At 43.1% G+C, this 19555-nt stretch carries 21 protein-coding genes; 6 read left to right on the forward strand and 15 right to left on the reverse strand.

The window, feature by feature from the left end; translation table 11 throughout:
* Nucleotides 1-74 precede the first annotated feature (74 nt).
* Nucleotides 75-692 carry a LysE family translocator gene (locus P4S58_RS19555; RefSeq protein WP_042485793.1) on the reverse strand — a complete coding sequence of 206 codons (618 nt, stop codon included), beginning with the start codon at nucleotides 690-692 and terminating at the stop codon, nucleotides 75-77.
* Between the two features lie 662 nt (nucleotides 693-1354).
* Here P4S58_RS19555 and P4S58_RS19560 point away from each other — a divergent pair.
* On the forward strand, nucleotides 1355-2605 hold the full coding sequence (locus P4S58_RS19560) for a DEAD/DEAH box helicase (RefSeq protein WP_337165288.1): 1251 nt from the start codon (nucleotides 1355-1357) through the stop codon (nucleotides 2603-2605).
* Nucleotides 2606-2733: 128 nt separating this feature from the next.
* Here the strand turns inward: P4S58_RS19560 and P4S58_RS19565 are convergent, their stop codons facing one another.
* On the reverse strand, nucleotides 2734-3147 hold the full coding sequence (locus P4S58_RS19565) for a VF530 family DNA-binding protein (protein WP_042485787.1): 414 nt from the start codon (nucleotides 3145-3147) through the stop codon (nucleotides 2734-2736).
* A gap of 267 nt (nucleotides 3148-3414) precedes the next feature.
* On the opposite strand from P4S58_RS19565, the gene P4S58_RS19570 reads away from it, so the two are divergent.
* Together P4S58_RS19570 and P4S58_RS19575 are read left to right on the forward strand one after the other, a co-directional pair.
* Complete coding sequence (locus P4S58_RS19570) at nucleotides 3415-3876, forward strand: carboxymuconolactone decarboxylase family protein (protein ID WP_042485784.1); 462 nt, start codon at nucleotides 3415-3417, stop codon at nucleotides 3874-3876.
* A gap of 118 nt (nucleotides 3877-3994) precedes the next feature.
* Nucleotides 3995-4726: a helix-turn-helix domain-containing protein gene (locus tag P4S58_RS19575; protein WP_337165290.1), complete on the forward strand. Its 732-nt coding sequence runs from the start codon at nucleotides 3995-3997 to the stop codon at nucleotides 4724-4726.
* Between the two features lie 242 nt (nucleotides 4727-4968).
* On the opposite strand, the gene P4S58_RS19580 is transcribed toward P4S58_RS19575, so the two are convergent.
* Complete coding sequence (locus tag P4S58_RS19580; protein ID WP_337165292.1) at nucleotides 4969-5883, reverse strand: GlxA family transcriptional regulator; 915 nt, start codon at nucleotides 5881-5883, stop codon at nucleotides 4969-4971.
* 118 nt (nucleotides 5884-6001) lie between these two features.
* Between P4S58_RS19580 and P4S58_RS19585 the strand changes: the two genes are divergently transcribed.
* Nucleotides 6002-6520 carry a cysteine hydrolase family protein gene (locus P4S58_RS19585; RefSeq protein ID WP_102969309.1) on the forward strand — a complete coding sequence of 173 codons (519 nt, stop codon included), beginning with the start codon at nucleotides 6002-6004 and terminating at the stop codon, nucleotides 6518-6520.
* A gap of 147 nt (nucleotides 6521-6667) precedes the next feature.
* On the opposite strand, the gene P4S58_RS19590 is transcribed toward P4S58_RS19585, so the two are convergent.
* The 11 genes from P4S58_RS19590 to P4S58_RS19640 all read right to left on the reverse strand — a co-directional run bounded on the left by P4S58_RS19590 (nucleotide 6668) and on the right by P4S58_RS19640 (nucleotide 15564).
* Nucleotides 6668-7090 (reverse strand): GFA family protein, encoded by a 423-nt coding sequence (locus P4S58_RS19590; RefSeq protein WP_042485707.1) that lies wholly within the window; start codon nucleotides 7088-7090, stop codon nucleotides 6668-6670.
* A 29-nt stretch (nucleotides 7091-7119) separates the two neighbouring features.
* Nucleotides 7120-7455: a 5-carboxymethyl-2-hydroxymuconate Delta-isomerase gene (locus P4S58_RS19595; protein WP_102969308.1), complete on the reverse strand. Its 336-nt coding sequence runs from the start codon at nucleotides 7453-7455 to the stop codon at nucleotides 7120-7122.
* 50 nt (nucleotides 7456-7505) lie between these two features.
* Nucleotides 7506-8459, reverse strand: coding sequence for a D-2-hydroxyacid dehydrogenase family protein (locus P4S58_RS19600; protein WP_337165294.1), 954 nt, complete (start codon nucleotides 8457-8459; stop codon nucleotides 7506-7508).
* Nucleotides 8460-8535: 76 nt separating this feature from the next.
* Entirely contained in the window at nucleotides 8536-9000 is a 465-nt protein-coding gene (locus P4S58_RS19605) for an ASCH domain-containing protein (protein WP_042485697.1), read from the reverse strand.
* A gap of 49 nt (nucleotides 9001-9049) precedes the next feature.
* Nucleotides 9050-9517, reverse strand: a complete 468-nt coding sequence (locus P4S58_RS19610; RefSeq protein ID WP_337165296.1) for a GNAT family N-acetyltransferase — start codon at nucleotides 9515-9517, stop codon at nucleotides 9050-9052.
* A 64-nt stretch (nucleotides 9518-9581) separates the two neighbouring features.
* A complete protein-coding gene (locus P4S58_RS19615; protein ID WP_042485691.1) occupies nucleotides 9582-10031 on the reverse strand; it encodes a GNAT family N-acetyltransferase in 450 nt (149 codons plus the stop codon).
* A gap of 153 nt (nucleotides 10032-10184) precedes the next feature.
* The gene (rplT, locus tag P4S58_RS19620) at nucleotides 10185-10538 is read right to left on the reverse strand and encodes a 50S ribosomal protein L20 (RefSeq protein WP_042485688.1); all 354 of its coding nucleotides are present in this window, start codon (nucleotides 10536-10538) and stop codon (nucleotides 10185-10187) included.
* 41 nt (nucleotides 10539-10579) lie between these two features.
* Nucleotides 10580-10774, reverse strand: a complete 195-nt coding sequence (gene rpmI / locus P4S58_RS19625; protein WP_042485685.1) for a 50S ribosomal protein L35 — start codon at nucleotides 10772-10774, stop codon at nucleotides 10580-10582.
* A 118-nt stretch (nucleotides 10775-10892) separates the two neighbouring features.
* Nucleotides 10893-11444, reverse strand: a complete 552-nt coding sequence (gene infC / locus P4S58_RS19630) for a translation initiation factor IF-3 (RefSeq protein WP_081878709.1) — start codon at nucleotides 11442-11444, stop codon at nucleotides 10893-10895.
* Nucleotides 11445-11447: 3 nt separating this feature from the next.
* Nucleotides 11448-13376: a threonine--tRNA ligase gene (gene thrS, locus P4S58_RS19635; protein WP_042485680.1), complete on the reverse strand. Its 1929-nt coding sequence runs from the start codon at nucleotides 13374-13376 to the stop codon at nucleotides 11448-11450.
* A gap of 295 nt (nucleotides 13377-13671) precedes the next feature.
* Nucleotides 13672-15564 carry a DEAD/DEAH box helicase gene (locus tag P4S58_RS19640; protein ID WP_180980111.1) on the reverse strand — a complete coding sequence of 631 codons (1893 nt, stop codon included), beginning with the start codon at nucleotides 15562-15564 and terminating at the stop codon, nucleotides 13672-13674.
* A 377-nt stretch (nucleotides 15565-15941) separates the two neighbouring features.
* Between P4S58_RS19640 and rnb the strand changes: the two genes are divergently transcribed.
* The gene (gene rnb, locus P4S58_RS19645) at nucleotides 15942-17981 is read left to right on the forward strand and encodes an exoribonuclease II (protein WP_337165301.1); all 2040 of its coding nucleotides are present in this window, start codon (nucleotides 15942-15944) and stop codon (nucleotides 17979-17981) included.
* 80 nt (nucleotides 17982-18061) lie between these two features.
* Here rnb and P4S58_RS19650 read toward each other — a convergent pair whose 3' ends face one another.
* A complete protein-coding gene (locus P4S58_RS19650; protein WP_042485671.1) occupies nucleotides 18062-18415 on the reverse strand; it encodes a DUF3024 domain-containing protein in 354 nt (117 codons plus the stop codon).
* Nucleotides 18416-18718: 303 nt separating this feature from the next.
* On the opposite strand from P4S58_RS19650, the gene P4S58_RS19655 reads away from it, so the two are divergent.
* The gene (locus tag P4S58_RS19655) at nucleotides 18719-19543 is read left to right on the forward strand and encodes a phosphate ABC transporter substrate-binding protein (RefSeq protein WP_081878708.1); all 825 of its coding nucleotides are present in this window, start codon (nucleotides 18719-18721) and stop codon (nucleotides 19541-19543) included.
* The last annotated feature ends 12 nt before the right edge of the window (nucleotides 19544-19555 follow it).

Consider the following 19555-nt stretch of genomic DNA (forward strand, 5'->3'; position numbering starts at 1 on the left):
CATCTATGAATTAAAAACGCTTAGCGGTAATACTGGACTTTCTCAAACGAGAAAAACGTGATTTAAATGCCTAGCTATGCTTTATTGCTCGATAGCAATGAGATACCAAAGCCAATAAATATTGTACCCGCAGCCCTGTTAATTAATCTGCTCAAATGACTTCTGGAGAACAAACTTGAAAATTTAGAGGTAACAAGAGCATAAGAAAAAAGAGCTGAGAAAGAAAAACAAGCAAACGTCAGCGAAAGCGCAAAAAATTGCTGCATAATTGGTTGTTCTACGTCTAAAAACTGAGGAAATAAAGCTGTGTAAAATGCGATTGCTTTGGGATTTGTTACTCCTACAAGGTAGGACTCTAAAAATAAGCGAAGGTTGCTTTTATTAGTAGTATAAATTCCATCGGTAATAACTTTACTTTTATCAGAAATCCAATACTGAATTCCAAGATAAATAAGGTACGAACCACCTAGTATTTTTATAGCCAAATACAGATATTCGGAAGTGAGAATCACCGTACTCAATCCCGCAGCCGATAATGCAGCCATACTCAACATAGCCAACACGTTGCCAAACATACCCGAAAGTGCCTTTTTTAATCCGTAGATAGCGGTATTCTTTACAGCTAGAAAAACTGCTGGGCCGGGCGTAAATGTGGCTACAATGCATATCAGTACAAATAACAAATAGTCCATTATTTAATCTCCATAAATCTAAGCATTTTTCTGGAACGTTACAAAACGAACCGGTTAGATTGTAACCATCATGCCTCGTTTATTTAGTCACTTCAATTTTTAGTCAGAGTGTTAGTAAGTAGCAGCCTTTACCATGGATTAGCTAAATTTACTCAAAATAGCCTTACGCCCAGATTAAGGAGATATCTTCGTTAACGCGGAATGAGGCAGAAATGCTTCAGCCCGAACTGGCTGAAACGAAGATAGACACTCTCAAGTTCAATTCCCTATATACGCGATACCATCAATTTGCACATACCACCCGTTTTTCCACCTATATAAGCAAAGTCTATTGAGATAGTTTTTTCTTGCGGGTTAACCATTTTTAAATAGCCCTTTGATTACTTTCTTAAGTAGTGGAATGTTCCAAACATCCCTAAACAGTCTCCGTCTATTTTAACTACATGGTCAAACGTAGTTTGTTGTACAACGCGTGTTAATGGGAGATTCCGCGCAGAGGTATTACGCGATCTGCCACTAGCGATAGCTAGGTTATTTCTGGTAGGGATTACCAGCGTTCTGTTGCGACAGTCAATAATCTAGTTGGTTTATTATCGCTAACACCCTCGTGTTAAATAGCATAAAATACACGGCCTTTACCCAGTACTGAGCCACTCTTCGTAATGACAGACAAAACACAGCAAGCGACATTCGCCGATCTTGGCCTGATTCCTACCTTAGTCGAGAGACTAGAAGCATTAGAATATAACCAACCCACACCTATTCAATCTCATGCAATCCCTCATGTTCTTGCCGGGCGGGATATGATAGGTGGGGCCAATACAGGCTCAGGTAAAACTGCCGCTTTCTCGCTGCCAATTCTGCAGAAAATTCTTCAGCAAGGTGAATCAAATGATCGTCGTGGCAACTTCGTTTCTCATTTAATTTTGGTTCCTACTCGTGAACTGGCATCACAGGTAGCATACAGTGTCAAATCCTACTCATATCATCTTAGAGATATAATCAAAACGGTTGCCGTATTTGGTGGCGTATCAGTGAACCCTCAAATGCTAGCACTGCGTGGTGGTAGTGACATCGTTGTTGCAACGCCAGGACGACTACTTGATCTGGTATCGAGTAACGCGATTAAGTTAGACCAAGTAAAAACGCTCGTGCTCGATGAAGCCGACCGTATGTTGAGCTTGGGATTTACAGAAGAACTCAATAAGATTCTTGCCTTACTACCAAAGAAGAAACAGACACTGCTATTTTCTGCCACTTTCCCTGACAAAGTCACAGCTTTGGCTCAGCACTTACTTAACGATCCTGTTGAAGTTCAGCTGCAGAGTGCCGAAGCTAGCACGTTGGTACAACGCGTGTTTAGTGTGAATAAAGGTGAGAAAACTGCGGTACTCGCCCATCTAATCAAACAGCATCAATGGCGACAAACTTTAATCTTTGTTAATGCTAAGATTGCCTGTAACCACTTAGCGCAAAAACTGTCAAAACGAGGCATCACTGCGGAAGTTTTCCATGGTGATAAAGGACAAGGTGCGCGTACTCGTGTCCTTGAGGGTTTCAAGTCTGGTGAGATTCAAGTACTAATTGCTACTGATATCGCTGCTCGCGGTCTTGATATTGAAAAACTGCCAGTGGTGATTAACTTCGATCTTCCGCGTAGTCCTGCTGACTATATGCATCGAATCGGGCGTAGTGGCCGAGCGGGCGAAGTGGGTCTGGGCCTATCTCTTATCGATTATGATGACTACCACCATTTTAAAGTGATAGAAAAGAAAAATAAGTTCCAGCTTGAACGCGAACAGGTCGAGGGCTTTGAAGTGAATGACGATCAAAGTGAAGCATACTTTTTACCAATGAAGCCACGGGCAAAGCCAGCAGGTACGGGTAAAAACAAGAAAACGCGCAATCAGTAGAAGACTTAAACCACAAGTTAGTTTCATTGCGAAAATTTCTTGGACACATCTGCCGCTGACCCATTTAAAGAACAATAGAGCCTTGCTGGTTCCGTCAGCAGGGCTCTATTGCTTTCCAAGGAAGTGTACTAGCGACGTGTCGGACGTCCGCGAGGTGAGCGTTTTTTAAATTCAGATGCTGCTTTCGCTTGTGAGTTGAGAATAGAGTCAACAGTTAGCGGCATCGGCTCTTTAGGTTCAAGACCATGAGGGAAAGTACGAGCTCTTGGTGGCAAATTGTATTCTTCTTCACTTGCGCGTGGCATGCGCTTAAAACGATAAAGGTAAAAGTTTTCTAACTTTTCTCTCGCCCAGTCGGTTTTCTTTAAATACTTCACGCTACTTGCAATCGAAGGCTTGGTATTAAAGCAATTAAAACGCATGGCTGTATCTAGAATGTCCCAGCCATAAAAATCCACCAACTCTTGCAACATAGTCTCTAGCTTTAACCCGTGCAAAGGGTTGTTTTGTTGCAGTTCGATTCTCTCTTCGTCAGTCATCATTTTAGGGACCTTGCTCATCAAAGGGCGGAGTTTAACAAAGTATAGAGTACAGAGATATCTATAGTTAGGCCGCGATGGCTTGAATAGAAAGGCTGGCCCACAAGCGAGCTAGGTCAACTGCTCCAGCTTATTCATTTGCTCCTACTACGTCGGTTGGCTGAGAACATATCTCAGCCGCGCGTCTAGCTTGCTCAAGCATATGTCGAAAATCTTCAATCTTTTGCTAAACGCGTTTTTTATCATGTGAAAAAACAAGGGAGAAAGACCATGCAAAAACGACTCAACTACATTGACATAGCACCAAAGGCAATCAACATTTTGTATGCTCAGGAAGCTTACTTCCACGAGCAATTTCACCAGTCAGACACCATGAACATGACGATATGGGAACTGGTTAAACTGCGTGTTTCGCAAATCAATCAGTGTGCATTTTGTATCGATATGCATAGTAAAGACGCTCTTAAACTGGGTGAAAAGCCTGAACGTATATGGGGACTCAGTGCATGGAAAGACATGCCGCTCTATAGCGATGCAGAACGCGTTGCACTGAGCTGGGCTGAACTGCTGACAGCGGGTATGCCAGTAGATGATGATGCTTATGAGCTTACCTTGAATACCTTTGGAGAAACAGCTATGGTCAATCTGACTATTGCAGTCAATGCCATCAACAGTTGGAACAGAATAGTGAAGGCATTTAAGCCGCAGGTCGGAGTGTATCAGCCAAAGTAATTCCACTCCGGCTGTTTTGAAGCGTACGCCACTGCTTGCACCTCAACTTAAATTAAAACGATGGAAGTGAGTCTATACAACTTTCTTATTTAAGTTGAGGTTAAGAAGGATAATCCGTTTGAATTTAGAATTTGAGATTTTCAAACCACAAAGGATGCTAGCTGGTTATGTTCAGGCAATCTGGTCGGTTTCCGTAAAGCCAGACACAGCACAAACCGTGCGTAAGCAACTACTTAGCGACGCTGGCACAGGCGTGGTGTTCATTTTGCAAAATGAAGTGCAGATCGACAACGAGTGGCAAGAATCGGGGGTTCTGCTACTGCCAGTCAGCACTATTGCACATCATGTCACTCTTCCACCGGGCGCAGTGATGGCCGGTGTACGCTTTCATCCAGCTGTTGGATATCAGTTGTTTGGTCAACGCTTAGAACAGCCGTTGCGGATTGAAAATGACCACTCTCTGGCTTATTCGACGCTTCCAACATTTGCATATCTGCAAGCAACGCGTTCGCCGTCGGCAAGAATTTCTGCGTTATATCGCTGGATACAAACTCTGATCGCAGAATGCGAGCCTCAGGAAGTCGGCCATATTATTGACGAACCACTAGGGACGATCAGTCAGCGGCAGAGAGAACGTAATTTTCAAAAATGGTTAGGGATTACGCCCAAACATTACCAACGTATTAAACGAGTGAAACAGACTTTAGAACAGCTTCGAGCGCAACCAGATGTTGCTTTGTCGGATCTGGCGCTGGATCAGGGCTTTGCCGATCAAGCGCACATGACTAGAGAATGTAAGCAGATTGCGCGAATGACTCCAAAGCAGTTTGTACGAAATAGAAACCTCTAGCAGGCATTAGCTTTGCGAATAAGCCAACAACTATAAATATGCCAAAACCCATTGGATAAGTTCTTTTGGTCAAGATTTCATTAACTTCGTGGAGTAGTCATTTGCACTGACTGACAAATGGGTCACAAACGATTTAGGGTGATTAGACTAAGGCGCTACTATCCCAAATCGGGCACGCAGCAAGCATTTGAACAAAATCAATTCAGCCATAAGAGGCTGAGTTTGAATCTTGAAAATCTGAATCAGGAAAATCTCTTTCGAAACTCTCGTGGAGTTAATCCAACAATATTGATAAAGACCTTTCGACATGCACTGATATCTTCGTAGCCGACTTGGTTAGCTATCCATTCAAATGAACGTTTTGTACTTTCCAGGTAGTCACATGCATTCTGTACTCTGAGACGCTGCAAATACTGATTTGGGTTGTAACCTGTGGCCTTTAGGAATCGCCTTTGCATAGTACGTTCAGTAAGGTTTGCCAGCTTTGCTACTTGCTGTATCGACAACTGTTCCGTATAACTCTGATGCATTATTTGTTGAACCGAAACTATCACCAAATCACCATGAGCGAACGATGGTTTGAACTGTTGATAATAGCTCTGTTCTCTCTGCGCGGTGTCGACAACAAGTGTTTTACCAAGTTGGCGTACAACCCTAGGAGACGAATATTTAGAGACCAGCTCAAACCCGAGATCCAGCCAAGACATCATCCCGCCCGCCGTAATTATGTCACCGTGATCGACCAATATCTTATTGCTGTTAAGAGGAATCTCCGTAAACATTCGTGTAAATGTTTCTGCTAGCGCCCAATGAGTTGTCACTTCTCTTTTACCAAGTAAGTTAGTTGCGGCCAAAATAAATCCCCCCGCACAAGCAGATGATAGAACTGCGCCTTGGGAATACTGCTTTCTAAGCCATTCAATAAGTTTGGCTTCAGGGACTAAGTAATAATCATCTATTGAAGCTGGCGGTAGCAAAACAACTGTAAAACTATCCTCTATAAGCTCATCATGCGGAATAATGACTGGTTCAAATAAAACCTCAATCCCTTGTTCCCTACAAACTCGGTTCGCAAGTAAAAACATTTCTTCAAGACCATAAACCGCAGACTTCAACGCTGAAGGATACTCACAAATTCCTACGGATATTTTTGTCATAACTGCCTCCGAACTTGTCGTTTTTAACCTTTTTTATGTCATTTTAGCCTCTAAAAAGAGTACAGCAAATCGCTCATACTTTTCTTCAACCAAAAGTTAAAGAAACAGGAGATCAAAAATGAACAAAACTGCATTACTTGTAATTGACATACAAAATGATTACTTCCCAGATGGTAAGTTTCCATTATGGAAGACAGATAAAATACTGATAAATATTAAAGAATTAATTGCTAAAGCTAACCAAAAGCATGTTCCCGTCTTTCTTATCCAACACTTATCTTCCGCCCCTAAAGGAATGGCACCTTTCTTTGAAAAAGGTAGTGAAGGAGCGAATATCCACCCAGAAATAATGGCGATGTGCCCTAATGCAGAAGTCATACAGAAACAGCATGCAGATAGCTTTTATCAAACTCATTTAGATAAATTACTGGAAAAGTTTGATATTGAAGACTTACTGATATGCGGGATGATGACACAAAATTGCGTTACGCATACCGCTATATCAAAGAAAGCAGAAAAATATAAAGTTTCAATTATTGAAGATTGTTGCACAACGACAGATGCGATGATTCATAAAATGGCTTTGAATGCAGCATCACCTCGCGTACATCTAGTAACGTTTTCCGAAGCGTTATAGAAATTGTCTTAAGAAAATATATAAAACCTCACTGGTATCAATTTCTAGTGAGGTTTCGCTTTAATGAACAATGGGGCAATTTCGTGACAACCAAGATCTTGCTGGTACATTGAAGGACATAAACATCCTACTGTGTGTTCTGTGTGATTAAGCACTAGGGAAAGTCTCAAACGATGGAATGTCTGAAAGGTCTTTAGACCAACTTGCACAACTGCCTACAAATATTTTTGCTGTCGGCAATATGGACGGTGCCTCGTCTAAACTGCCAGCGGGAACGACGACACTCTTTATGCTGTCCGCTACCATAGGTAATGCTGAACCGCAGTGTCGGCAGAAACTTTTGGCGTGTCTGCTGTTGGGATGAAGATACGTTTTCACATCGTTTTCTCCCTGCGTCCAAACCAACTTAGCTGAAGGCGCGAACAAGTTTGCAGCATGTGCGGATCCTGTATCTTTTTGGCAGCGTGAACAATGACAGAGGAAAAACGACTGAAACTCTCCGATGAGTTCAAATTTCACCGCCGAACATAAGCATGAACCTTTGTACGTTTTTGTCTTCGCTTCAGTCATAAAACCTCCTGATAGTTCTCAATAACTAGTTAAACTAAACACTTGGCATAACTGCCTCTGTCTATATCAACGATCTCTACCGTCAAAGATGCCTCAGAAAGAGATAAAGACTTTAACTGCTCTAACACAGAATGCGACAGCTTCATCTTACTCTCTTCATTTCGTCCAGAGAGAATACGTATTGTCACGTGAATAAAATCTTCACGCTTTGAACCCGTTTGATAATGCTCATACGCAATACTGCGGACTTTAATATCACTGCCATCGGGAGCAAAAAGATTCGATGCCATCGCACCAGCAAATACTCTTTGATTCAGTTCGTCGTTTGGAATAGTTGCAGCATGTTCAATAATACAATGAGGCAAATTATGTTCCTTTTTAATAATGTTGATCGTAGCTATGCGTCGATGGCTAGTTAATTCATTTCAGCTCGATCTCTCACAAAGTTTAGGATGTTTTCAAAAGCGAGACGGAAGTAGAGCTCATAGCTGTTTTTCTCGACATAGCCTAAATGCGGAGTTGCGGTGACATTAGGCAGAGTCAACAGAGGTTCATTGTCAGGAAGTGCAGGCTCGATATTAAACACATCGACTGCGACTCGCTTGGTCGGAACGGCTAGTAACTCGTTATACAAAGCCGAATCTACTACTAATTCGGCACGGCTGATGTTCACAAACAACGAATCAGGCTTCATCCGTTTAAGATCGTCCTCGGTAACACAAAATCGGGTGACATCATTAAGTCGTAAGTGAAGAGAAACGATATCCGAATCAGCAAAAAATGCTTGTTTTGTTTCTGCCGCTTCGAAGCCATGCTCAATGGCAAGTAGGCGCGACTTCTCGCTTCCCCATACCAGTACAGACATTTCAAACGCCTTGGCATACTGAGCAATGCGCTGCCCAATATTGCCATACCCCCAGATACCCAGTTTCAAACCTTTTAAAGTTCGACCTAAACCCAGACCGTCTGAACTTTGCCACACGTTATTGTGCAAGTTGCGTGTATAGGTCGGTATGTGCCTTGATGCGGTCATTATGAGCGCCCAGCAAAGCTCAGAGGGTGCGATAGGAGAACCTCTCCCTTCTAAGACTTCAACACCGAACTTGGTGCACATATTCGGGTCAATATGATTGCTGACCTTTCCCGTCTGGCTAATCAGCTTCAAATTGGGTAGCTGACTGAGCAGAGACTCTGTGATTACGGTGCGTTCACGAATAAGAACAATCGCCTCGACATCGATCAACTTTGCGGCAAGCTCCGACTCTGAATACGTCTGCGTAAAAACCGTCACTTCGTGATGAGCGAGCAACGTAAAGCAATTCAGAGCTTTAACCACATTTTGGTAATCATCCAGTATGGCTATTTTCACTACTCTTTCCTTATTATTTATTCAGACGAGATACTTAGCCCATATCCAAGATCGGTGGTGACTCCCCCTGATAAGCTTAAGGATAGACCACCTTAAAACGCTCCAAGACCAGAAGCATATCTTCAGTTGGCTCAATGCCTAACTCTTCACATTCCAATGAGAAGAAATGCCAGTGAGCTTCACGCCACCAAGCCAAAGTTTTATCCCCTTCACCTTCTGCTGCTGCGAATTCTTGAGTAACATCTTTATATCGACATTTTTCAACTGAAGTTATTTCAACAATACATTTGGGCTCACCTTCCCAGTCTGTCACCACCAGAAGATGTCCTGTTTCAGGCTTGGTTTCGCCTTTGTGGCTATACCAATAATCCATACTGCACGATGCGGTCTTCTCTCCCTTTAAAATCAAATCTGCACAGACATTCGCGTTGTACTCATCCGCGCAAAAATAATCACAACTAAAAGAGGTATATTGCTGTGCTAATTCGACAGGCAAGGAGTTTAGGTACTGCTCCAGAAACAACTGGCTTCTGCTTTCCATAATTCACTGTACTCAACTAAAAAGAGGGTGAAATAACTAAGATTAATTCTTAATCGATGTTTTTAATCATTAGGAAGTTCTTGAGTTTTTGACCGCGCACTTCCATCAGTTGCTCTTTCGCAACGGAAAATCCCGTACGTTCGTAAAATGGGCGAGCGGTAATACTGACGTGAGAATAGAAGCGTTTGATATCTTTCTGTTTTCCCACATTAAAGACATGATTCATAAGAGCCTTGCCAACCCCTCTGCCCTGAAACTCATGATGGCAGAAAAAATGGTCAATTAATCCATCCAGTTGCAAGTCTGTATAACCCACGATGACACCATCTATCGTCGCAATAAACGGGTTCAAAGCATCCACACGCTTCTGCCACACATGTAGGTCTAAATTATCTGGAGCCCATGCTTCAATTTGCGCCTGAGAATAGTCACGGACGTTAATGTTTCGGATCGTGTAGTGATGGATAGCCCAAAGCGTCGGAGCATCTTCTTCTCTGTAGTCTCGAATGGTAATCACACATTTCTCCATAGTGTTAGTTTGTGTGAGACAAATGCGTCACAGGGTCAATATGAGTCATTCTTTACGCTGTTTTGGCGGGGGTATATTGCATCAAGTACTCGAAATCCGTTTCCCCTACTCGCTCAAATCCAAGTCTCGAATAGAGTCGCTGCGCCGGATTCGTTTTAATGACACTTAGACCAACCGTTGAGCCTGATGAGTCGGCTTTATTGATCAGCGTTGAAATAAGACGATGTGCAATCCCTTTGCCTTGATAATCGGGATGAAGTTGGATCTGAACCAGATACCACTCGTTGATTTCTGGATTGAATTGGGCTTTAAACAAACCAGCAGGAGCATCATTGATAACGATAATTTCAGCTTGGTCAAAGGCGTAATGAACTCTTTCAAGATAAGCTTCTCTGCCGGCAGGCATACCAACTTCTCTTAAGTACTGGCCCATAGTGGTTTCACGTAGCTCGAGCAGGAATTCGACATCCGTTTCAACTGCTTTTCTCAATGAAAATTCCATTATTCTTCCTCATCGACGTTTTTATAAAGGTACTAGCAACCCATTCCTAGTATTTAACATACTAATAACACGACAAAAATTTTATACAAGCACAAATTTCAGGCATAAAAAAAGGAGAGCTAATGCTCTCCTTTTTCAAAACTTGACTGCTAATTAAAGAGCAGCTTTCGCTTTTTCAACTAAAACAGTAAATGCTGCTTTGTCGAATACTGCGATGTCCGCAAGGATCTTACGATCGATCTCGATAGATGCTTTCTTAAGACCGTTGATGAAACGGCTGTAAGATAGACCATTTTGACGAGATGCCGCATTGATACGTGCAATCCATAGTTGACGGAATTGACGTTTCTTAGTACGACGGTCACGGTATGCGTATTGACCAGCTTTTGTAACAGCTTGGAAAGCTACGCGGTAAACACGTGAACGTGCTCCGTAGTAACCTTTAGCTTGTTTTAGAACTTTCTTATGACGTGCACGAGCTTGTACACCACGTTTTACGCGAGGCATTATGCTTCTCCTAAACTAAACGATAAATAAACTAAAAAGAATTAAGCGTATGGCAACATACGTAGTACTGCAGCCACTTCACATTTAGGAAGGATTGCATTTGGACGTAGTTGACGCTTGTTCTTAGTAGTACGCTTAGTCAGAATGTGACGTTTAGTCGCGTGCTTGTATTTAATACCACCAGCAGTTTTCTTGAAACGCTTAGCAGCACCTTTGTTGTTTTTCATCTTAGGCATGATGAATAACTCCGCATTGTAGTAGTTTAATAAACAACGTAATTAGGGCGAATAAAACCCAGCCATGTGCCTTTACTTGAAAGGGACGCGGCTAAGTTCATTACTTGTAAGCCGTTAATTACTTCTTCTTAGGGGCAAGCACCATGATCATTTGGCGACCTTCAATTCTCGTTGGGAAAGATTCAACCACAGCAATTTCTGCAGTGTCTTCTTTCAAACGATTTAGAACGTCAACACCGATCTCTTGGTGAGCCATTTCTCGGCCACGGAAGCGAATTGTTACCTTCACTTTGTTGCCTTCTTCAAGGAAACCGGTCAGGTTGCGTAGTTTTACCTGATAGTCTCCGATATCAGTCCCAGGACGGAATTTTACTTCCTTAATCTGGATCTGTTTTTGCTTCTTCTTCTGCTCTTTCGCAGCTTTACTCTTCTCGAAGAGGAACTTGCCATAGTCCATCACACGACAAACTGGTGGCTCGGCGTTAGGGCTGATCTCTACGAGATCCATACCAGCTTCTTCGGCAGCAGCTAGTGCTTCTTGGATTGACACAACGCCAACTGATTCACCATCAGCGCCTGTTAAACGAACTTCACGAACGCCACGAATTTCACCGTTTAAACGGTGCTGGTTCTGCTTGGCCGGAACTTGGCCACGTCTTCCGCCTTTAATAGTTTATTCCTCCAGATTAAGCTTACGGCTTTCAACTTCGGCGTGGATGTATGAAATAAAGTCATCCAACTTAAATTTGCCTAGGTCTTTGCCCTTACGAGTACGTACTGCAATTTCGCCAGCTTCCATTTCCTGGTCGCCACAAACAAGCATATACGGTACACGCTTCAAAGTATGTTCGCGGATTTTAAAGCCTATCTTCTCATTTCTCAAGTCCGCTTTTGCTCTAATGCCACTTTTTTGTAGCTTTTGTGCTACTTCTTGAGCGTAATCAGCTTGTTTGTCAGTAATATTCATGACAACAGCCTGTTCTGGCGCCAACCAAGTTGGGAAGAAACCAGCATACTCTTCAATCAGAATACCGATGAAGCGCTCAAGAGAGCCTAAAATAGCGCGGTGAATCATTACTGGTACTAAACGCTCATTATTTTCACCTACATATGTCGCACCAAGGCGAGAAGGTAGGTTGAAATCAAGCTGAACAGTACCACACTGCCACGCGCGATCTAGACAGTCGTGTAGCGTGAACTCAATTTTCGGACCGTAGAATGCGCCTTCACCTTCTTGAATCTCATAAGCAATGCCCATAGCTTCAAGTGAAAGTTTTAGTGCTTCTTCAGAGCGATCCCAGATTTCATCGCTACCTACACGCTGTTCAGGACGTGTAGAAAGTTTTACTGCAATGTTATCGAAGCCAAAAGTGGTGTATGTGTCATATACCATCTTAATGCACGATGTTACTTCTTGCTGAATTTGGTCTTCAGTACAGAAGATGTGAGCATCATCCTGAGTGAAGCCACGAACACGCATGATGCCGTGTAGGGAACCTGATGGTTCGTTACGGTGACATGAACCGAACTCAGCCATACGTAATGGCAAATCACGGTATGATTTCAAACCTTGGTTAAAGATTTGAACGTGACCAGGACAGTTCATTGGTTTAATAGCGTATTCACGGTTCTCAGAAGACGTTGTGAACATTGCATCTGCATATTTGTCCCAGTGACCAGAACGTTCCCATAGAACGCGATCCATCATTAGTGGACCTTTCACTTCTTGATAGCCGTATTCAGTCAGTTTTTGACGAATGAATACTTCTAAATCACGGAATACTGACCAACCATTGTGGTGCCAGAACACCATACCCGGTGCTTCTTGCTGCATGTGGAACAGGTCAAGCTGCTTACCCAACTTACGGTGGTCACGCTTCGCTGCTTCTTCAAGGCGAGTTAGGTGAGCCTTAAGTGCTTTCTTATCGTGGAAAGCAGTACCGTAGATACGTTGTAGCATCTTGTTGTCGCTGTTACCGCGCCAGTATGCGCCAGCAACGTTCAACAGTTTAAAGTGTTGACAGAAGCCCATGTGCGGTACGTGTGGACCACGACACATGTCGATGTATTCTTCATGGTGATAAAGACCTGGACGATCATCGCGAGATACGTTCTCATCTAAGATTTCCATCTTGTATGGTTCTTGACGAGATTCAAATGTATCGCGAGCTTCCTGCCAGCTAACGTTCTTTTTCACAACTTGATATTTGGTTTTCGCCAAATCTTGCATGCGAGCTTCGATCTTTTCTAAATCTTCTTGAGATAGAGGTTGTTCTACATCGATATCGTAGTAGAAGCCGCTGTCGATCGTAGGACCAATCGCCATTTTTGCTTCTGGGTATAGCTGCTTAAGAGCATGACCAAGCAAGTGAGCACAAGAGTGACGAACAATTTCTAAGCCATCAACTTCGTCTTTAACCGTGATGATTTCAAGACTTGCATCGTTTTCGATCAAATCACAAGCATCAACACGAACGCCATCAACGCGACCTGCAATCGTTGCTTTAGCAAGACCAGGACCGATAGATAGAGCGACATCCATTGTAGAAATTGGGTTATCAAATTGACGTTGGCTACCGTCAGGAAGAGTAATAATAGGCATGAATTGTCCTTACAGTGGTGTTGCACACCAAGCAACACTTGTTTAAATATTGTGCTTAAAAATCAGAATGATAGAAAACAAGCACTCGATAAATTTTTTCTTACTGTATTAACTCAAAGCGCAAATACGGATGCACTATCGTTAACACGAGCTGAGCATTCTAACGGATATGGGTGAAATCTCAAGCAATCATTGCGTTCAAGCCTGATTAGACTGTGTTTTTTAACTCAATCCAAAAAAAGAAACCCATGGCGTTCACCATGGGTTTACTCAATTAAGCTTTAGCAGCAGTCAATTAAGCTTCTTGGCTACGACGGCTGTGGCCACGTTCACCACGGAAGTTTCCACGGTTGTCGCCACCACGGTTGCGGTCAAAACGACGCTCACCGCCTTCACGACTACCACCTTCGCGGTTACCACGGAAACCACCACCTTCACGGCGAGGTGCGCCATCACGATTACCACGGAAGCCATCGCGGTTACCACCTTCACGACGACCACGAGATTCGCGGAAATCATCGAAATCACACACTACAGCGCCCACTTCTTTTTGACGGATACGCAGTTTACGTAGTTTGCCAGTTACTTCAGAAGACATAGTCTTAGGAAGCTGAACAAATGTATGACCTTGAGCCAGTTTAATCGCACCGATAGAACCTTTAGTTAGGCCTAATTCGTTTGCAAGAGCACCAACGATGTCTTTAACTTGTACGCCTTGGTCACGACCAACCTGAAGTTGGTAAGTTTCCCAATCAGCTTTGTCACGGCTACCGAATTCACGACGACCACCTTCGCTACGCTCACCGCGATCATCACGACGGTCACGACGACGTTGCTTATCACGCTCTACTGCTGCGATCATTGGATCTTCACCAGTGTAGAACAGTGGACGCTTACCTTGTTGACGCTTCAACAAGATTGCACATAGTGTTGCCGCGTCGATTTCAAGAGAAGTTTGTAGCTTTTCAACTAGCTCTGAAAACTTATCCAGTACCGTGCTTTCTTTCTCTGCTTCTAGTTCTGTAGCAAGTAGAGATAGACGAGCTTCAGCTACTTTGTCACGGTGTGGAAGTTGAATTTCTTCCATCGATGAACGAGTAACGCGCTCAATAGTGCGAAGCATACGAAGTTGGTTAGTACGTACTAACAGGATTGCTTTACCTTTACGGCCAGCACGACCTGTACGACCGATACGGTGAATGTACGACTCAACATCGAATGGAATATCGTAGTTAAATACGTGAGTGATTCGTGGCACATCAAGACCACGTGCAACAACGTCAGTAGCAACAAGGATGTCAATTACACCTTGTTTGATATGGTCTACAGTACGCTCACGTAGAGACTGAGGGATATCACCGTGCAGTGCAGCTGCCTTGAAGCCACGAGAGCTTAACCAGTCTGCAAGACGCTCAGTATCTTGACGAGTACGAACGAACACGATTGAAGCATCAGTTTCTTCAGTTTCTAGAAGACGAGCCATTGCTTCGTCTTTTTCTACGCCTTTCACAACCCAGAATTGTTGTTCTACTTTTGCAACAGTTTGGTTTGAACCAGCAACGTCTACACGAGCAGGATCACGTAGGAAGCGGTCAACAATGGTTTTAACCATTGGAGGCATAGTTGCAGAGAACAGTACGCGTTGCGCTGACTCAGGAGCTTGCTCCATGATCCAGGTAACGTCGTCAACGAAGCCCATCTTCAACATTTCGTCAGCTTCATCAAGAACGAAAGTATGACATTCGTCTAGGTGTAGGCGCTCACGAGTGATCAAATCTTTCACACGACCAGGAGTACCAACAACAACGTGAGCACCTGAACGTAGAGAACGCATTTGATCAACGATAGATGCACCACCGTAGATCTCTAGAACTTTAAGGCCAGTGATATTTTGACCTAAGTTTTTAATTTCAGCAGCAACCTGAATCGCCAGCTCACGAGTTGGAGCCATGATGATTGCTTGAGGTTTATGCTGAGATAAATCGATTTTGTTTAATAGCGGTAACGAGAATGCCGCAGTTTTACCTGTACCCGTTTGCGCTTTACCTAGTGCGTCACGACCTTCCAAAAGGAAAGGAATAGCAGCAGCTTGGATTGGAGTTGGAGAAACGAAGCCCATTGAGTTAAGGGCAGAAAGAACAGCACTATTAAGTGCTAAGTCACTGAATTGAATCACAGTTTCAGACATGGGGATCCCACTAAAATAATAAATAACCAAGGTCCCATGTGCTCCACCATTTCCAACCAATCCTGCGATTGTCTGATTCCGTTCAGATACGGATAAGTTTTGTAACGCATCAAGCCACTAGGGACATATAAGGGAGGCGGATTATTCCTTAAAAGCATAAAAAAAGCCAGAAAAAATTGAAATTCATCACAATTTATTCTCTTAAAGGATAAAAAATCATCAAAACCCGATTCCAACCCTTTTATTCGTAAGCAATTTGCACCTACAAACGCTCAAATAGCATTCATCAAATTGCTTGAGAAAGGTCTTCGCTGGGTAGTAATAATTGCCTGTAATGATTATAGTGTGCGCAATTCACTAAGCTAGAAATAGAAGACATGTTCCAAGATAACCCGTTACTTGCTCAACTAAAGCAACAAATTCAAGAAAACCTGCCAAAGAAAGAAGGGGTAATTAAAGCCACCGATAAAGGTTTTGGATTCTTAGAAGTCGATAGTAAAAACAGTTTCTTTATTCCGCCTCCGTACATGAAAAAATGTATGCACGGAGACAAAGTGATTGCCATTATCCGCACCGAAAAAGAGCGGGAAGTTGCAGAACCACAAGAACTTGTTGAACAATCTCTGACACGCTTTATTGGCCGAGTGAAGTTATTCAAAGGCAAACTCAACGTTGCACCTGATCATCCACAACTGAAAAAACTGCCGCTAAAAGCAAAAGTTAAGAAAGGTTTGAATCCGGAACACTTCCAAGAAGGTGATTGGGTTGTTGCACATCTCGTTAGCCATCCTTTAAAAGGCGAAGACAACTTCCTCGCAGAAATCTCAGAAAAAATTACAGATTCTGACGATAAAATCGCACCTTGGTGGGTCACGTTGGCAGAGAATGATCTGCCTAACAGTGAACCTGAAGGTATCGAGAACTGGCAACTTAAAGACGATGCTGAACTTGAGCGTTGTGACTTAACCCATATCCCGTTTGTGACCATCGATGGCGCATCAACCAAAGATATGGACGATGCGCTACACGCGAAAAAGCTGGATAACGGTAACTTTGAGCTAACCATTGCGATTGCCGACCCTACCGCCTACATCACTCCAGATGATGAGATGGATAAAGTGGCACGTGAGCGTGGTTTCACTATTTACCTGCCAGGTCGCAACATTCCAATGTTGCCACGAGATTTAGCTGACGATTTATGCTCTCTGATTGAGAATCAAGTGCGCCCTGCCCTTTGCTGTACTGTAACAGTCAGTGAAGATGGCGTTATTGCTGACGACATTAGTTTCTTTGCTGCGAACATCCAGTCTCATGCTCGCCTCGTTTACGATCACGTATCCGACTGGTTGGAAAACGGCTCATCACAAGATTGGCAACCAACGGATGTTATCGCCGACGTTGTGCGTACTCTGTATGAATTCTCTCAAGCACGCGCAAACTGGCGCGAAAATAATGCGGTAGTATTTCCAGATCGCCCAGATTACCGTTTCGAACTGAGCGAAGACAACGACGTTATCGCTATTCATGCTGATATGCGCCGCACAGCAAACCGCCTTGTTGAAGAAGCCATGATTACTGCCAACATCTGTGCAGGTAAAATTCTTCAGTCGACCTTTAATACTGGCGTATTTAACACCCACGCAGGCTTCAAAGCCGACAAGATGGCGGATGTAGTTGAACTGATGACTTCGAACGGTGCTCAGTGCGATGCAGAGAGCCTAGCAACACTTGAAGGCTTTGCTGCGCTTCGTCGTTGGTTGTGCGATCAGGAAACATCTTACTTGGATAACCGCATCCGTAAATGTCAAAGCTACAGTGAAATTGGTAACCAGCCACTTCCTCATTACGCTATGGGCTTAGAGGTTTACGCGACTTGGACTTCTCCAATTCGTAAGTACGGCGACATGATTAACCACCGTATGTTGAAGGCACATATCTTAAACAAAGAGCCTGTACAGCAGCCGGATGAAACTGTGGGTGAAGAACTTGCACTGCACCGCAAACATCACAAGATTGCTGAACGCAACGTTGCTGATTGGCTGTACGCAAGAACACTAGCAGAAGAGCCAAGTAAGCAAACCCTGTTTAACGCTGAGATCTTTGACATTAACCGCGCAGGTGCTCGCGTTCGTTTACTTGAAAACGGTGCTGCGGCGTTTATTCCCGCTTCATTGATCCTTGCAAACAAAGAACGTTTAGAATGCAACGCCGAACAAGGCATTATCACTATCGATAAAGAAGTGGTATACCGTCTTGGTGATGCGCTTGAAGTGGTATTGGCAGAAGTCAGTCAGGAAAACCGCAGTATTGTAGCCAAACCGACTCAAGTATTTGCAGATGAACCGAAACAAGAAGCTGAAGCGCAACCTGAAAACACTCAACAGGCTGAAATAAGCCAAGAAGAGAAAACAGAATAATCAGTTTCGACACCGCATTCGTTTCAAACAGAAAAGGCATTCCATTGGAATGCCTTTTTTATTCAACACACTTACTCAATTTACGACCAGAAGTAGGATTTCGGATCTTTTTCAATTTCACGCATCACTGCCGTTAAATCAGAGCTTTTGGAGAGAAACGGGTAAGGAACCCACATTTCACTATTATCCTCGCGGGTTGGAATATAAAGTTCCCAGTGGCGTGCATCCGCATCCCAAACGATACGAGCAACCGGACTTGAATACTCACTATGTACAGAGTCCAGCTTGTAGTGCTGTTGTATGAATTGCACACCATTATCTATCGGTTCAAAACTCGACTTTCCTAAATCCACAGGAAGACTTCGATTGCGGCTATGGCACACAAGTTCTGCCCTGCGTTCAATTTGACGCTGTAACAAGTTTACGACCGTCATGACCTTGGATACCCCATTATCTTGTGACCGAATACAGCATTAAGAGCAAATCAATCCAAGTCTCTTAAAGTTAACTCAGTATAACTCAATAGAGTCTGTTTATCCTTTTGCGACTTTTTGCTGTGAAGAGAACATTTATAATGCGAACACAACTAAACTTCAAAAGATAAACAGACTCAACAACACACTAAAGCTATTCCCCCCACATTTCTATGCGTACTATCAAACACTTTCATAAAACTGTCATTTATTCGCAATATGATATTCCACAGTTCTGTCCTTATTTTTGCTTGGAGTTCCATTATGTTTCGAGTTGCGCTAGCCACTCTTTGCTCGCTTTTTTTAGTGACACCTTTCGCGCACGCTAGCGAAATCAACGTGTCTGGATCAACTTCTGTTGCACGCATCATGGATGTGATTGCAGAAGAATATAATGCTAGCCATAAAGATACCTATATTGCGGTTCAAGGAGTGGGTTCTACCGCTGGTATTACTTTGCTAAAGAAAGGTGTTGCTGACGTAGCAATGAGCTCTCGCTACTTGACGAACGATGAAGTAGAAGAGTCATTGCAGACATTCATCATCGCATTTGATGGTCTCGCAGTTGTCGTCAACCAGTCAAACCCAGTAGGTAACTTAACCCGAGAACAACTTTACGACATCTACAAAGGTAAAATCACTAACTGGAAACAAGTGGGTGGTCACGATCAAAAAATCGCAGTAGTAACGCGCGAAGCATCTTCTGGTTCACGCTTTAGTTTCGAAAGTCTACTTGGGTTAACTAAAGTGATTAAAGACAGATTGGTTTCAGACATCAGTCCAAACAACCTAGTGGTCAATAGCAACAGTATGGTGAAAACACTGGTAAACCATAATTCACAAGCAATTGGTTTTATTTCAACAGGCTCGGTTGATCGCTCTATAAAAGCAATTAAGTTTGAAGGTGTAGAAGCAACCGCAGAAAACATCGCTAACCATGAATACCAGTTATCACGTCCATTCTTGCTACTTCACTACCCAGAGAAAGATAAGCAAGAAACTAAAGAACTGTTCAAATTTATTCAGTCAAACAAAGTGAAAAAACTGATTGAAGAGTATGGTTATATTCCGACAGCCAAATACAAATAAGCATGACAAAAA

The organism is Vibrio sp. Hal054, from assembly GCF_037162405.1.
In the GTDB taxonomy this organism is placed as follows: Bacteria; Pseudomonadota; Gammaproteobacteria; order Enterobacterales; family Vibrionaceae; genus Vibrio; species Vibrio diazotrophicus.

Bases quoted from the DNA above. Each gene is read 5' to 3' on its own strand.
- P4S58_RS19560 (WP_337165288.1), top strand. From the start codon at position 1,355: ATGACAGACAAAACACAGCAAGCGACATTCGCCGATCTTGGCCTGATT.
- rnb (WP_337165301.1), top strand. From the start codon at position 15,942: ATGTTCCAAGATAACCCGTTACTTGCTCAACTAAAGCAACAAATTCAA.
- rpmI (WP_042485685.1), bottom strand. From the start codon at position 10,774: ATGCCTAAGATGAAAAACAACAAAGGTGCTGCTAAGCGTTTCAAGAAA.
- P4S58_RS19590 (WP_042485707.1), bottom strand. From the start codon at position 7,090: ATGACTGAAGCGAAGACAAAAACGTACAAAGGTTCATGCTTATGTTCG.
- P4S58_RS19585 (WP_102969309.1), top strand. From the start codon at position 6,002: ATGAACAAAACTGCATTACTTGTAATTGACATACAAAATGATTACTTC.
- P4S58_RS19580 (WP_337165292.1), bottom strand. From the start codon at position 5,883: ATGACAAAAATATCCGTAGGAATTTGTGAGTATCCTTCAGCGTTGAAG.
- P4S58_RS19565 (WP_042485787.1), bottom strand. From the start codon at position 3,147: ATGATGACTGACGAAGAGAGAATCGAACTGCAACAAAACAACCCTTTG.
- rplT (WP_042485688.1), bottom strand. From the start codon at position 10,538: ATGCCTCGCGTAAAACGTGGTGTACAAGCTCGTGCACGTCATAAGAAA.
- P4S58_RS19650 (WP_042485671.1), bottom strand. From the start codon at position 18,415: ATGACGGTCGTAAACTTGTTACAGCGTCAAATTGAACGCAGGGCAGAA.
- thrS (WP_042485680.1), bottom strand. From the start codon at position 13,376: ATGCCTATTATTACTCTTCCTGACGGTAGCCAACGTCAATTTGATAAC.
- P4S58_RS19555 (WP_042485793.1), bottom strand. From the start codon at position 692: ATGGACTATTTGTTATTTGTACTGATATGCATTGTAGCCACATTTACG.
- P4S58_RS19640 (WP_180980111.1), bottom strand. From the start codon at position 15,564: ATGTCTGAAACTGTGATTCAATTCAGTGACTTAGCACTTAATAGTGCT.
- P4S58_RS19655 (WP_081878708.1), top strand. From the start codon at position 18,719: ATGTTTCGAGTTGCGCTAGCCACTCTTTGCTCGCTTTTTTTAGTGACA.
- P4S58_RS19605 (WP_042485697.1), bottom strand. From the start codon at position 9,000: ATGGAAAGCAGAAGCCAGTTGTTTCTGGAGCAGTACCTAAACTCCTTG.
- P4S58_RS19615 (WP_042485691.1), bottom strand. From the start codon at position 10,031: ATGGAATTTTCATTGAGAAAAGCAGTTGAAACGGATGTCGAATTCCTG.
- P4S58_RS19570 (WP_042485784.1), top strand. From the start codon at position 3,415: ATGCAAAAACGACTCAACTACATTGACATAGCACCAAAGGCAATCAAC.